Below are 14,042 nucleotides of genomic sequence, written 5' to 3' on the forward strand. Positions count from 1 at the left end.
CCTCTTTTCCAAGGGGAGAAAGCTAAAATCATACTATTTTGGTTAAATTTCTAAAAACAGGGTTTAAAGCCTATTCAGGTACAGTTGTCTGAAGGGCAAGGGCGTGGAGTTCACCACCCATGCGGCCTTTCAGGCTTTTATAAACCATCTGGTGTTGCTGTACGCGGGATTTGCCGCGGAAACCTTCATACTCTACAAAAGCTGCATAGTGGTCGCCATCACCGCGCAGGTCTTCGATGCGCACTTTCGCGCCCGGCATATCTTCTTTGATAAGAGCGATAATATCGTCTGACAGCATTGCCATAATAAAAATACCTCTAACTTCCTAAGTTTGGAATCAGTATAGCAGGGCAGAAATGGCTTCGTCACCTATTAAGCGAAGAGAAAGCGCTAACTTAACGAAAATAATTGTTAAATCCGGTGTTAATCATATTTTCATCTGCTATGGTTCCCCTGAGTTTTCGGAGCGATTGGTATGAAATGCCTTTTGGTTACAACACATTACAAGCCACTCATTGGGGGCGCTCTAACAGTTTATGATGCACTTGCCAGCCATGCTGGCGGGGCCATAGAAGTGCTCACAGCCCACACTGATTATGTGAATGGCTCTGAGGTGGATGGCTGGAGAGCATTTGATGAAGCTGCACCATATAAAATTCACCGTATTAAAGAATTAAGGCCTATCAGAGACAGGGAACCGTCACTCCGGAACCGGGTTTTAGGCAAAGTAGGTGCATGGCAGCTTAACCGGCTTGTCCTTGAAAAGACATTGGAACTGATTGACGAGTGTGGTTTCGATACGCTCTGTATTGGTGCTCTTGATACGCTTGGCTGGTTAGCTGCTGCGGTTCAAAAGCAGCGACATGTGAAGACAGCTATTTTCGTTCACGGCGAGGAAGTGTCTCAGAGTGCATATTCCAATCGTGCTACGGAACGGAGGCGTGCAGCACTCCAGAGTGCTGATCTGGTTTTTGCTGTGAGCAGTTTTACAGCTGGTATCCTTAAAGATGAATATGGTGTGCCGGAGAAACGTATCCGCCTTCAGCAAAACGGTGTTGATCTAAAGGTGTTTAACGGACGGGATACGAGTGCGGAACGCAAGGAGAAGAAACTCGATAAGGCACCGCTTGTTTTTTCTTGCGGTTGGCTTGTAGCCCGTAAGGGATTTGACAAGCTCCTAGAGGCTTGGTCTTTGGTTCTGGAAAAAATACCAGACGCAAAGCTGAAAGTAGCTGGGGGTGGTGTTCTTGAAGAAACACTTAAAAGGCAGATCAGAGAACAGCGTATCGCGAATAGTGTAGAGCTACTTGGTTGGGTGAATACAGATACATTAACTAGCTGGTATGGAATGGCAGATGTATTCATTATGGCAAACAGAACAATGCCGGACGGCGATACAGAAGGTTTTGGTTTGGTGTTCCTTGAGGCAGCTGCCATGGGGACGCCAAGTATCGGAGGACGAGCTGGGGGAGCGGTGGATGCTATAAAACACGGTGATACTGGCTTGCTGATTGAAGCAGAAAACCCGACTAATATAGCGGAAGCCTTAATACAAATGCTGAGTGATGATGATAGGCGCGCTAAGTTGGCCAGTCAGGCGCAGGCATATGCAAGAACGCAAGGTTGGGATCAAAAGACTAAAACCTTCCTGTTAGAACTTGAACGACTTTCTTTAGGTAGCTGAAAATGGCTGAAAAAGAACAATCTATAGGAGACAAAGTCGCGCGAGGTGCCATTTGGACCGTAAGCATGCGACTGATTGTAAGGCTTCTTGGGTTAGTAAACGTTGCTGTTTATGCGCGCGTACTCACCAAAGCGGAAGTGGGGCTTGTAGTTCTTCTGATTTCACTTACAGCAATTTTGCAGCTTCTTCTTGATACGATTGTGCGCATATCACTGGTGCGTATCCAGAAATTAAGAAATGAACATTATGGTGCGGCATTTAAGCTAAGGTTTTGGTGTGGAATACTGGCCGGCGGATTGATTGCAGCCCTCGCAGAACCTACAGCTTCATTCTATGGAGAGGAAGTTCTTGGGGCAGGGCTTTACATTTTAGGTTTTGCTCTAGCGCTAGAAGGGATTGCTACATCTTGGGTGATTTCATTCCAGCGAGAGCTTCAATATCAAAAAGACTTCATTTTCGAGACAATTGTCGGTGTTGGTCGTATTTTGATTACAATAGCTCTTGTTTTGTGGCTCAGGAGTTTGTGGGCAATTGTGTGGGGTATTCTCGCTGCCGCCGTGATCCGGGTGGTGCTTAGTCATATTATGTGTTGGGGGAGGTCTCTTAAATCAGATAGAGCCGCTCTTGGGGACGTTTGGGATATTTCTAAATGGGCGGGTGTTGAAGCTCTGGCTACTTTCTCCGAAGAACGAATTGATCGAATTTCTCTCGCTAAAATTGGTACAGCTGGTCAGCTGGCTGTGTTTTCACAGGCTTTAGATTTAGTTCTTTTGCCGATTGGAAACCTTATCATGCCTATTGGGCGTGCTTTCCTGCCAGGCCTTCATAAGCTTAGAGAACAAAGTAAAGAGCTGATCGCTGAAATTTATGCGAAAGCGGTAGGCGCGATGATTGCCCTGTGCTTCCCTGTCGCGTTTGGTCTTGCGCTTGTGGCTGAACCGCTTGCTTTGACTTTGTTTGGTGACAATTGGCCGGAATTAATTTTTGCACTTCAACTAGCTGCCCCGTTTGCTCTTGGTGAGGGCATATATGCCAGTTCGAAACAAATCTACATGGCTGAAGGATATCTAAGGCAGCTTTCTATTCTGCAGTGGGTAAGGGTCGTTTTCTTTATTCCAATGGTGCTCGGTGGTTATTTCTTGTTTGGTCTATATGGTGCTATTGCGGCCAAATCTTTTACATCGCTGATGCTTTTAATTCCTGTTTTGTGGTTTCTTGCAAAACATGTTGAGGTGCGCTGGAGAATAGCGTTGATGCAGGTGTTGCGTTCGCTTTTAGCATGCATCGTTATGTCAATTGTATATCTTGCTATGGCACATATGCTCTTCCCTTCTTTACCAGAGTCATGGCTTCAACTTATCGTTGGTGTTGTTGTTGGCGGGGGCAGCTACGGTGTTGCTCTGTACATAATTTGGTTTGCTGCACGTAAGCCAGAAGGGCTGGAGCATAAAGTGTTTGCTATGTTGAAGTTAGCATAATAGGCACTTTTAAAGCGTTATTATTTGTTGAAGTGGAGAGGTGAGGTATGTCAGCGTTAGAAGCAATTTATCAGGAATTTGGAGCTGATGTAGCACCTTTTATGCATAGGCTTCGCGATGAGGTGCAAGATACGAAGCCTTATAAAGGGTTGCGTATAGCTCATGATATTCCGCTTACACGTACGACACTTATCAAGGTGGATAGCCTGTTAAAAGGCGGTGCTGACCTCCTGGTTTCAAACTTTAGCTTTTGCACACCTGACGCTTATGCGCTCAAGGTGCTTGAAGAAAACAATATTCCATACAAGCCTGTTCATGAAATAAGTGGCGAATTTGATGTGTTGATGGATTGTGGGGCTGAACTTCTTGAAAACTGTACGGCCAAACTAGGCGCGGTAGAACTTACTCGTACAGGTGCCGTAGCTTACCAAAATGCTCATACGCCTTACCCTGTTATCTCTGTGGATGATACACGTCTGAAGCAGCTTGAAACCTGCCTGGGAACAGGAGAGGGGGTGCACCGGGCGATTGTGAACCTTGCAGGGCGTGATTTGACGGATGCAAAGGTCGTGATCTTCGGATTTGGTAAGGTTGGCCGCGGGATTGCGCATTATTTTAAAACCATCACTGATGATATCACTATTGCTGAGATGGATGAAAAGCGCCTGAAGGTGGCTACAGATCGTGATCTAAAGGTTGTAAGCGCTGATCGGGCCGATGAAGTGGAGGCATTAGCGCGTTCTGCTGATGTAATTATTACAGCCACAGGCCTGAAAGACATTATTAGTAGAAGCTATGATACTTCGGCATTCTTGAATGGCCCACTGCTTGCCAACGCTGGCGCCGAGGACGAGTTCGGCTATGACTTTAAAGATAGTGATATTCTGGGTGCTAAAGTACCAGTGAATTTTACCGAAAATGAACCAACCTTGATGAAGTTTCTGGACCCGATTTTCTATGCTCATACTGTGGCGCTAAATGATCTTTTAGAAGGACGTGCCCCGGGCTTTCATGCACTTAATAGGGTAACGGATAATGCTGTGATGGCGGATTGGTGCCGTTTTCATAACCGTACCGAAGAAGAACTTGAGGCGATCTTCGGCCCATAACTTGCCAAGTGAAGTACTCCCTCTAGTTTACGAATAAATAGAGGGAGAACCCAATGAAACATGTCGATCCGGAACGCGAAGCTTTCGATGCCTTTAAAGCTTTACCACGTGACGTACCTGTTAATATGCTCAACCTTATCAAGCTTAAAGAGATAGCTAAATATGAGGATGGTACCGAGTGTTCAGGCGTTGAAGCTTACGCGGCCTATGGCCGTGATAGTGGTCCGATCTTCAGGCGTGTAGGGGGTACAATTATTTGGCGTGGTGAGCCTAAAGTTATGTTGATTGGGCCATCGAATGAGGCATGGGATATAGCTTTTGTTGCACGTTATCCAACGGCAAGTGCCTTCCTTGAAATGGTAACAGACCCTGACTACCGCATTGCGGTGAAACACAGGCAAGCTGCTGTAGCAGACAGCCGATTGCTTCGCACCCATGAAGTGGAAGGCGAAGACGTTTTTGGTTAGTGCCTGAATGCTAAATGAAGTTATGGATTATGTGGCACACTTATTCTTCTTCATAATCCATAATATCTCCTGGCTTACACTTTAAATATTCACATATTTTTTCAAGGGTAGAAAAGCGCATTCCCTTGATCTTACCGGTTTTTAATATCGATAGATTTTGTTCGGACATACCGATGTAGGCGGCGAGTTCTTTGGATTTCACATTACGCTGCGCCATCACGACATTTAAGGTCACTTTGATGGGCATTAGTAAAACTCCTTATTTTCTGCCTCAATATCTCTCGCCTCATTCAGCAGCGTAGCAACAAGCGTAAATGCCAAGCTGATCAAAAGTAAAAGGCCATGATTTTCCAGTAGCTGAACGAATGCACCAACAAGTGATTGGTTGCTGATTACAGGTTCTACAAGCCAGGAAATTACTACGCCAATTACGAAGAGAAGTGATGCTTTGCGCAAGCTGCCACTAACGGCTTTTGTGAAACGCCCGCCCAGCATCAAATGCTTACCGAACAGGGATAATTGAACAAGTCCCCAAGCGACGATTGCATTAGGCAGGAAGCTTAAAATGGCTTTCCACCAAGTTATCTCGGCAGGAGATCTGAAAACCACTGGCCCTAGATCTATGGTTTCAGCGCCTATCGTAACTGCTGCGAGTGTAAGCGAAGGCTGGAGAAGAACAAACATAGCCCCGAATATTGATAACAGTCTTAGAAGCCTTGCTATCACAGAAAAGTGACTCATGATTAATGCCCTTTATACAAAAATTCATGTTTTATATTAATTTATAATTATTAAGCATGAAGTAATCTGTATAATAACTGCGAGGATAAAAAATGCAATGCTATCGGAGTAATAAGATTATTAAGGTGCCATTTTTACTGGGCCTTATGGTGATTTTCACTGGCTGTTCGGATTTGGATAATCTGGATATTGAAATCACACCCCAACCACTTGCGGCACCAATTGTGTTGAAAATGGAGGAAGATCCAAGATTTCCAGTGGTCACAGCATCAGTAAATGGGAAGCCCGGTTTTCGGTTTGTGCTTGATACAGGCTCAACACTCACGGGACTGTTTATGCATGAAAAGGCGCAATCCTTAGGTATCAAGGGTGTTGAAAGCGTTTTTGCTCCAAATGGTTCAGGAGAGGGAGAGAAACCAAAAACCAAAAAGGTGAAGGATGTAACCATTGGTTTTGGGGAACTGAAATTTGAAGGAATGACAGTTTTAGCTTTTCCTGCAAGCGTTTCGGAAGGTCTCGCGCTAGGGCGACAATATCCTATCGATGGGGTTATTGGCTATGATCTGTTTTCTCGCTATATGGTTACGTTTGATGCGCAGGCAAAAACTGTAACACTGTCAGACCCGGAAACTTATAAGCCTGATGACGCTTTTGATGTTTTTTCTCTTTCAGTGAATGGTGCGACCGCACTCTCAGGCGGGCGAACATCATTTGTTGATATGCCGTTAGCGCAGGAGGACGATGTTTTCTTTGATGCCAATTTGCATCTTGATACGGGATCGTCTTTTTTTCTTTCTCTTATTCCCGGGAGTAATCCAGCCATTAAGGCCATAAAAAATGGTTGGATAAGTAGTTCCCGTGGTATTCAGGGGAAAGCGAAGGTGGCGTGGCGTGCTTCAACGGATGCCATTCTATTAGGTCAACGGCTAGAGAATATTCGCACAGTTTACGCGCCAAAAGGCAGCTCCACCAAAGGCAGGCATGGCAGAATAGGGCATGGTTTCCTAAAACGCTTTAGATACACCGTAGATTATTCTGGTGAGAAACTTATCATTGAGGCGCTTGAGGATAGTTTTAAACCATATGCAACAGGCTATACCGGGATATCAGCCTATCCACATGAACAGGGGATGCATGTAACAAGCATCAAACCGAATTCACCTGCTGAGAAAGCTGAGGTTCAGGCTGGTGTCTATACTCATGTAAACGGGCATAATGTAGCGGGCTTTTCGAAACATGAAATTGATAAGCTGTTGAATGTGGAGGCCAGCGCAATACTGGAGATTTGTAGTGCTGACCTCTGCTATAAATTACAAGCCGCGAATGTGATGAACCCTCCTATAATTTACTAAGGGGTAAGGGTATTAGCGTGATGCTGTGTCACGCTATTCTTTTAGGTATCAGTTATCTGTTTTTTGCTCTTGTAGATAAACGAGGCAACCTTGCCTGGCTTCTCTAGAGGTGTTTAGAAAGTCTGTATAATCGGCCGCTGAGATGTGTGTTGGATATAGTCCGGCTTTGCTTTCATTTTTATAATAAGCGAGGCACGTGGCATATCTGTTCCACGAATGAAGGCGATTGTCTGTAAGACCAACTACCTCAATAGGGATATCAAACTTAGGATAGTTTAATTTTTCTATTTCTCGGTTTTCCCAATAAAAAAGAGCATTCCTATCAAGCAATTTCTGTTGAGCTTCAATTTCCGACTGAGTTTTATCTAAGCGCTGCTGGGTCGAAGTAATAGATATCTGTGAATTTTTGATTTCGGTCTGCTTTTGACTGTTCTCCATCTGCTGCCATAAGGCTATGGAACCGGCTATCAGCGCTATAACAGAGCTTGCAGTTTTCAAAAAATCATTCACGCGGCTGGCCGCTGAGCGAGGTTTGTCGCGGTCTTTTAAGTCTCTTTCTTTCTCGTCAATTTCCAGCTTAAGTAGCTTTTCTTCCAGTTCGTCCATGGTTTCCCCCTTTGAGTAATACTCGAAACAATGGATATGAAGTGGTAGCGTGATTTCTCTTTTATGGCGAGTCTTTAGCCCCATTTAAAAAGAAAGAAGTATCAGGTACCAGACTTTTTCAGTCTTTAAAGGCTTTCATATGTTGTTTTCCTGAACTACTGATCCCATCCCAGTGGGCTTTTGACCCCACCTTAAAGGTAACCGTGCCGCAATTGTATTTTCCCTGTGGCATATCTTGGGCCTCAGTTCATTTGGAGGCTTTAACAAGCTTTTTGCAGAGAGAAATAAGAGTCACTGCTTCACTGTCTGTAAGGCCAGTTTCCGAAAACACCTTATCAGTTACATAGCAACTGCCCTCAAGAGAGCTTAATCCAGCATCAGTTATCTCAACAATTTTTTGCCGTTCGTTACCTTTCGGAATGGTACGTGAAATCAAGCCTTTATCATCCAGACGGCGTAGAAGTGGGGTCATGGTTGCTTTGCCTACGCCAATTTTTGTAGCCAGTTCCGTGATTGTGATGCCGTCTTCTTCAGCGAGCGCCATTAGAGTGATATATTGGGTGTACGTCAGACCATGTTCATTTAAAAGCGGCCGATACAGTTGATCAATAGCGTTCGAGGCTGAATGCACAGCAAAACAAAGCTGCTTATCCAGCGTTAGATCATCAGGGATATTGGGCTGTGGGTGCCTGCTCACAGTACGTCCTTTGTATAAACTCAACCTTCCATTTTTAATTAGCATTTGATTATTGATATTCAAAATGTTTATATACGAATAGTATGTACACGAATTAAATGGAATAACTGATCATGTTAAAAGGAAGTACGATGGCACTTTCAGTGGCGCTGGCATCTATGCCTATTGCAGCAGATGAGCGTGCAGCTGCGCAGAAAAATCTTGAAGCGTTTGAGCAGTTGTTCGGCGTAACAAAAGGTATGCGCCGTAATCATACCAAGGGTTTTTGCTTTACGGGTGAGTTCATTCCCCAAGGAAGTGCTATCCAGGAACATAGCAACAGTCCCATTTTTAGGGAGAAATCTACTGTCAGGGGACGCCTTTCCCATAAAGGCGGTAAGCCAAATCCTGCGGATGATACGCCCGGCCATTATGGTTTAGCTTTTGAAATTACAGCGCCGAATGATGAAAAGCATATCATGAATATGAATACCGAGCATTTCTTCCCTGTTTCAACGACAGAAGCGTTTATTGAATTATTGAGAGCTAAAGCGGCGGGAGCAGAAGCCACGGCAGCATTTGCGGCAAAGCACCCTGAGCTTAAATTCTATAATGCTTACCATGCTGAAATAACGAAAAACCTGAAACCCTATGAAGGCGCTGTGTATAACAGCATTAACACATTCCATCTGGTGGCTGAGGATGGCCGCAGGTCCGCAGTTCGTTGGTCATTTGTACCGTCAGGCGAGCAGGGGCTTGTTATTGAGCCTACAGAAAGCTTCTTTTTCGAAAATATACAGGCCAATCTGAAAAAAGGGAAAGTGGTTTGGGATATGTTGATTTCCTTTGCAAGCGAAGGGGATGATATCCTTAACCCAGCTATTAAATGGTCTGATGACAACACCAAGATACTTGCTGCAAAGCTGAAGGTCACCAATGTAATGCAGGAAGAAGATGGTACGTGTGACCGTATGAACTTTGACCCAACGCTGGTGACTGAGGGCTTTGATGCTTCTGAGGATCCTATGCTTCGTGTAAGGTCTGCTATTTATGCTGTTGGCGCAGAGCGGCGGCTTTCAGAAAAATAGTATGATTGGGTAATAAGTTGCTCACTACGCCTCTGCATGGAAGACGCAGTGAGCATGCACTTGTCTGAGTTAAAGGAAGAGTTTACTCAAACAAGACGCGGAGAGATTGTAGTTCCTGACTTTCAGGATACATGGCGGTGGCGCGGTTGAATTCAGCGTGTGCTTTATTTGTGTAACCTTGTTCATTGAGGGCCTCGATTAAGCCATAGGAATACATGGGATGACTGAAGTGCCTGCTAACGGTCTGCATGATTTCAAGCTCAAGTTTCTTGGCTTCATCACTTTCCGCTAGTTTGTAACTGTAGAAACCATACAGCGCTAAATAGTTAAGATCATAAAGCTCTGGGGATTTCTTCAAGGCAACATCAATAAGGTATGGGCCAGATATGCGTGCTTCCTGTACCAGTTTCATGGTTGCTTCATCCTTGAAAAGCTGGCGTTCTTTCGGTGTGATACCAAGCTGTACAAGCAAAGCTTCTGCAGCGTTTGCAACTGCCATTGGGTTTTGGGCGGTGATGAGCGAACCATCTACCGCCACATAGGGCAGCATAGGTGCGTTTTTCATATAAATGGCGCCGCGTTCCTTGAGCTTGTCTTCAAGCAGGAAAGGAAGCTGATCAATAACGTCTCCACCAAATGCCTGTTCTTCAAGGTTGGTAAAACTGTTTACGCGCTTGCCCGAAATAAGATAGCTGCCATCAGCAGCTTTTGCATTCACAAGGGCTGCAGGCCCGTGGCATACAGCAGTGATAGGTTTGTTGGCTGCTGCGAATTCGTTGATCAGAAATGTTGTTGGTTCATGGACTGGTAGATCAAACATGGCGCCGTCACCGCCAACGATAAGAATACCATCATAACCTTCGCTCGTTACAGTATCGCTGGCGAGAGTTGCTCTAAGCTGTTTCAGGGCTGGGGTTTCGTTTTTGAATTTTTGGATGTACGGCAGGTCATCCTTTTTATTATGCATGAGAACAGGGCCGCCTTTTGGGCTGATAATATCTATCTTTACGCCATTTTCATAAAGAACCAGATAGGCTTGCGCGAGTTCTTCCAAATCATAGCTCAGGTTTTCACGGCCTTCTTCGCCGTAGCTTGAAACAAGTATCGCGACACGTTTCTCTTGCGCTGAAGCTGAGTTAGCGAATGCCGTACAAAGCAATATAAACAGGGATAACATATACCGCATGGGTTCCTCCTTTTCTGTCGTTCTGAAGACGGTAGAGGAGGGTGTGTCGAGCTTATGTGAAGGTCAGGGTGTTTTATATGTGAGATGTACTGAGAACATATTGTTTTCTGTAGAAACAGATACTGTCCAGCCAAACAAGGTGCAGATGCGCTCAACTAGATAAAGCCCAAGTCCGAGCCCGCTACTATCATTTCCTTTGCTGCGGTCGTGAAGAGGGTTTTCTACCGGATATATTGTAGTTGGATTTTCAAAGATAATTTCATCACCATCTGTGCGGATTGTAAGCTGTTTTTCTGCGCTGTGAGCCAGCGCGTTTGAAAGCAGGTTATTGATAAGCAGGGAAAGGAGCTGTTCGTTAGCTGTCACTGTCAGGGTATCCGGCACTTCAATATGCAGTTGAAATGCTTCTGTGTTGGCAATTTCGCTGTTTTTGAGAATAGCGTTCTCTAGTGCATGAAGGAACGTTATGGTCTCAAGCTGTTGAGTTTCCTCTCTGGCCAGCGCAAGCAGAGTATCAATTGTTTGCTCTAAATCTTTTACAGCGTTAGTAAACTGGGCATGCTGCTTCGCAGACAGAGGTGTATTTGTTTCAATCTGAGCCGCGAGGTTTTTAAGGATCGTAGTCGGTGTTCTAAGTTCGTGACTTGCATCGCGGGTGAAATCAGTCTCGCGTTTTAAAACAGTTTGAATATGCAGCATGCTGCGTTCAATTTCACTGGCGAGATAGCCAATTTCATTATCAGGAAATGGTTTTGCAAAACCCGGTTTAAATGTTTTTAAATTAAGGGTTTCCACTTTTTCCTTAAGTTCGATAAGCGGTTTGGAAGCAGCACTTGCAACGGGCCATGCGAATGCGATAGCAAGCGCTGAAAAAATAGCTAACACAAGAATAAGCGATAAGGAAATGTAGGGTAGATATTCTCCACCCACCTCAAAAGCACTAACATCAGCAACAAGGATATAGGTATCTTGTCCTAGTGTTAGTGGGCTTAGATGCAAGGTGTTGCCTGCATAGGTGAATTCTATTTTGTCAGGATCTTTAAGATGCTCTTTATAGATTGGTTCGGGGAGTTTGTTCCAGCCTTCATAGAGCATTAAAAATTGCGATCTGGGTGCATTTATTAAGCCGGTTTTGGCGAACTGCTGTTCAATGTATTGAGCTTCATCTGATACGATACGGTTGAAAACATTATCTTCGACCACCCATGAATATGTGAGTAACAGCATACTGTATACAAGGCAGGTAAACAGTGTGAAGCTGGCAAATAGAAGATAGATACGCCTTTGGATACTATGCTTTTTTACCATCAGCCGCTTCCAGTTTGAAACCAACCCCGTGAATGGTTTTAATAAGGGCAGTATCATATGCCTTATCAACGGATTTGCGAAGGGTATAGATATGAGAGCGTAGAACGTCGCTATCAGGGAAATCGTCACCCCATACCTTGCTGACAAGTTCATTCCGGCTCACTGCATTGGGGTATGCTTCTGCAAGTTGCCATAAGATTTCATAATCTGTAGCGCTAAGTTCAATGATATTTCCAGCACGGGTTACAGAGCGTTTGCCCGGATTAATCACTAGGTCACCAATCGTGATGAGGGATGATTTATGCAGTTGGTGTCGCCGGGAAAGGGCTTCGCAGCGCATGGCAACTTCTGCAAGCTCGAAAGGCTTGGTTAGGTAATCATCAGCGCCGGCTGCAAAGCCGTTACCCTTGTCAGACAGGCTATCGCGCGCCGTTAACATAAGAACAGGCATATTGATGCGAGATTGCTGCTTGAGCTGACTGCAAAGATCAATACCGTCTATATCAGGCAACATTAGATCAAGTACGACCACATCAAAATCATGAGCTTCTGCAAGGGTGAGCGCCCGGTGCCCATTTTCCGCATAATCAACTATGTGCCCTTGATCGCTGAGATAGTCATAAAGCTGCTCAGCAATAGCAGAGTTGTCTTCAACGATTAGGATACGTAGATGGCTCACGAGCGTTCCCTTATTGGAATGATCATCATAGTTAGATCATTTGCTTCTTATAAGTTCAAGGGCTTGATTTAACTCTACATCTTCGCCTGCTTGGAGGCTTGCCTGTGTTGCATGTACTTCATAATCAGGCTTGATACCGCCGGGCGTGTTGGCCCCGCTTGGACGCACGAGCATGCGTGTAGTTATATAGGCACGCAATTGGGAATGAGGCAGGTTGAAGAGATTACCTTGGGCGGTTTGGTTTGCATTACCGCCAGTTTCTTGCCCGATTAGCGTCGCAAAGCCAAAATCTTTCATGGTAGACGCGAACACAATACCTGATGAATAGGTAATAGGGCTGATCAGCACATATTTCTCGCCTTTGAAGCGCTTACCCTCAGGCATTGGATCAATCCAGTCGTCCCAATCAGTATCAATAAGATCGCCGACATTGCCTTTATAATTGAACCAGCCACGGTTATCGGAATTTAATTTTTCCCGAACTTTAGAAACCATGCGAAACGGTTTATTCGCCAGATAACGAGAGAGATAAAGGGCGGTATCAGTATTACCACCAGTATTTGCTCGAACGTCGACAACAAGAGATGTTGCCCCAGTGTTTTTAAAGCTTTCAAATGCTTCATCAATGAATTCTTCAAACCAGTCTGGGTCAATATCAAAATGGCCAACATGAAGGTAAGCTGTTTTGGTACCTAGATTTTTATAGTAGAAATCACGGCTTTCTTCTTCCGTTTCACCGATCTCCTGCCATGGCTGATTTTTTGATATGGGCATTGAATAAGTGTCGCCTCTATCTGTTTCCAGATTTAGGGTAAAATCGTTCATCACGTCGTGAACTGCCCATATATAAATGGGGAAGCGCGCTGCAACAAACTGCTTCCGCAGATATTCAGTTTCTCCGCCAACATACCGCTGCATGCTATCAATTAAGGTTTCTGCTGATATGCCGTTAATTGCTGTAATGCGGCTGCCAGCAGTAATATTCTCTCCGGAGGGTGTTTCGTAATTGTTCTTGATCAGTAATTGATTTTCCTGATCAATATGAACACGGAAAGGGAAGGGCTTGCTGCCTGTTTCCTGTAACTGCTCATATTCCTGATAAGGCCAGATAAGCATGGAATGCCCATCACCAAAAGTATGTGTGAGTTGTCCAACAGTTCTAAAAAATTCAAGGCGCGTTAAAGGCTTTGTAATATTGGTTTTCAAAGAACTACTTAATGCTTCCAGGGCTGGAATATCAGCGTAGCCTATTAGATCAGGGTGCCTTTCAAGCGCACCAAAATAAAAGGCATCAATATCTTCTCTAAGATCAGCAGGTGCTATTTTCTTTTCTATAAGGGCCGGATCGTCAAGTGGGGGGAATATCTCTAAATGTGGTTCCGAGCAGCCCGTTAAAAAGCATGCCGATATCATCAATGAAAAGGCTGTGCGCCGCATTGCCAAGTCTCCTGTCGTGGAATTCTCGATGATGCTAGCCGCTGGGGTGTGAAGCTTTTGTCAAGAATGATCACAGCGGAACACAAATGATTTATTCTTATAAAACAATGATAAAGCCCGTTGAACTTTCCTTAAGTAATCACAAAGTATGGTTGCGTACGAAACTAATTTTGCAGAAATTGAAGCCTGCAATTGAACAAAGCTATTACCCAAAATTGGCGTTGGGGGTTA

15 protein-coding genes are annotated in these 14,042 nt (G+C 44.7%); 6 read left to right on the plus strand and 9 right to left on the minus strand.

From position 1 onward, the window contains the following. Window positions 1-70: 70 nt before the first annotated feature. The gene (locus MF542_RS09280) at window positions 71-304 is read right to left on the minus strand and encodes a BolA/IbaG family iron-sulfur metabolism protein (RefSeq protein ID WP_247018372.1); all 234 of its coding nucleotides are present in this window, start codon (window positions 302-304) and stop codon (window positions 71-73) included. A 171-nt stretch (window positions 305-475) separates the two neighbouring features. Here MF542_RS09280 and MF542_RS09285 point away from each other — a divergent pair, with 171 nt between their 5' ends. Genes MF542_RS09285 through MF542_RS09300 form a run of 4 tightly spaced genes read left to right on the plus strand, consistent with a single transcriptional unit; the run spans window position 476 to window position 4,738 of the window. Continuing rightward, complete coding sequence (locus MF542_RS09285; RefSeq protein ID WP_247018374.1) at window positions 476-1,684, plus strand: glycosyltransferase family 4 protein; 1,209 nt, start codon at window positions 476-478, stop codon at window positions 1,682-1,684. Between the two features lie 2 nt (window positions 1,685-1,686). Next, on the plus strand, window positions 1,687-3,162 hold the full coding sequence (locus MF542_RS09290) for an oligosaccharide flippase family protein (protein WP_247018376.1): 1,476 nt from the start codon (window positions 1,687-1,689) through the stop codon (window positions 3,160-3,162). A gap of 47 nt (window positions 3,163-3,209) precedes the next feature. Continuing rightward, entirely contained in the window at window positions 3,210-4,271 is a 1,062-nt protein-coding gene (locus MF542_RS09295) for an NAD-binding protein (protein WP_247018377.1), read from the plus strand. Between the two features lie 53 nt (window positions 4,272-4,324). Further along, window positions 4,325-4,738: a DUF1330 domain-containing protein gene (locus tag MF542_RS09300; RefSeq protein ID WP_247018379.1), complete on the plus strand. Its 414-nt coding sequence runs from the start codon at window positions 4,325-4,327 to the stop codon at window positions 4,736-4,738. A 40-nt stretch (window positions 4,739-4,778) separates the two neighbouring features. Here MF542_RS09300 and MF542_RS09305 read toward each other — a convergent pair whose 3' ends face one another. After that, window positions 4,779-4,985 (minus strand): helix-turn-helix domain-containing protein, encoded by a 207-nt coding sequence (locus tag MF542_RS09305; RefSeq protein WP_247018381.1) that lies wholly within the window; start codon window positions 4,983-4,985, stop codon window positions 4,779-4,781. Beyond that, on the minus strand, window positions 4,985-5,479 hold the full coding sequence (locus MF542_RS09310; protein ID WP_247018383.1) for a hypothetical protein: 495 nt from the start codon (window positions 5,477-5,479) through the stop codon (window positions 4,985-4,987). Before MF542_RS09310 ends, MF542_RS09305 begins: the two co-directional genes overlap by 1 nt. 125 nt (window positions 5,480-5,604) lie before the next feature. On the opposite strand from MF542_RS09310, the gene MF542_RS09315 reads away from it, so the two are divergent. Beyond that, window positions 5,605-6,831, plus strand: coding sequence for a retropepsin-like aspartic protease (locus MF542_RS09315; RefSeq protein WP_247018385.1), 1,227 nt, complete (start codon window positions 5,605-5,607; stop codon window positions 6,829-6,831). A 48-nt stretch (window positions 6,832-6,879) separates the two neighbouring features. On the opposite strand, the gene MF542_RS09320 is transcribed toward MF542_RS09315, so the two are convergent. Beyond that, window positions 6,880-7,437, minus strand: coding sequence for a hypothetical protein (locus tag MF542_RS09320; protein WP_247018387.1), 558 nt, complete (start codon window positions 7,435-7,437; stop codon window positions 6,880-6,882). A 247-nt stretch (window positions 7,438-7,684) separates the two neighbouring features. Next, a complete protein-coding gene (locus MF542_RS09325; protein WP_247018390.1) occupies window positions 7,685-8,134 on the minus strand; it encodes a MarR family winged helix-turn-helix transcriptional regulator in 450 nt (149 codons plus the stop codon). Window positions 8,135-8,265: 131 nt separating this feature from the next. Here MF542_RS09325 and MF542_RS09330 point away from each other — a divergent pair, with 131 nt between their 5' ends. Further along, complete coding sequence (locus MF542_RS09330) at window positions 8,266-9,201, plus strand: catalase family protein (RefSeq protein WP_247018392.1); 936 nt, start codon at window positions 8,266-8,268, stop codon at window positions 9,199-9,201. An 82-nt stretch (window positions 9,202-9,283) separates the two neighbouring features. Here the strand turns inward: MF542_RS09330 and MF542_RS09335 are convergent, their stop codons facing one another. The 4 genes from MF542_RS09335 to MF542_RS09350 all read right to left on the minus strand — a co-directional run bounded on the left by MF542_RS09335 (window position 9,284) and on the right by MF542_RS09350 (window position 13,811). After that, window positions 9,284-10,387, minus strand: a complete 1,104-nt coding sequence (locus MF542_RS09335) for a type 1 glutamine amidotransferase domain-containing protein (protein ID WP_247018394.1) — start codon at window positions 10,385-10,387, stop codon at window positions 9,284-9,286. Window positions 10,388-10,450: 63 nt separating this feature from the next. Further along, window positions 10,451-11,695, minus strand: a complete 1,245-nt coding sequence (locus MF542_RS09340) for a sensor histidine kinase (protein ID WP_247018396.1) — start codon at window positions 11,693-11,695, stop codon at window positions 10,451-10,453. After that, window positions 11,679-12,374, minus strand: a complete 696-nt coding sequence (locus tag MF542_RS17800; RefSeq protein ID WP_247018398.1) for a response regulator transcription factor — start codon at window positions 12,372-12,374, stop codon at window positions 11,679-11,681. Before MF542_RS17800 ends, MF542_RS09340 begins: the two co-directional genes overlap by 17 nt. Window positions 12,375-12,410: 36 nt before the next feature. Further along, a complete protein-coding gene (locus MF542_RS09350) occupies window positions 12,411-13,811 on the minus strand; it encodes a S41 family peptidase (RefSeq protein ID WP_247018400.1) in 1,401 nt (466 codons plus the stop codon). Window positions 13,812-14,042: the final 231 nt, after the last annotated feature.

The organism is Kordiimonas laminariae (assembly GCF_023008165.1).
In the GTDB taxonomy this organism is placed as follows: Bacteria; Pseudomonadota; Alphaproteobacteria; order Sphingomonadales; family Kordiimonadaceae; genus Kordiimonas; species Kordiimonas laminariae.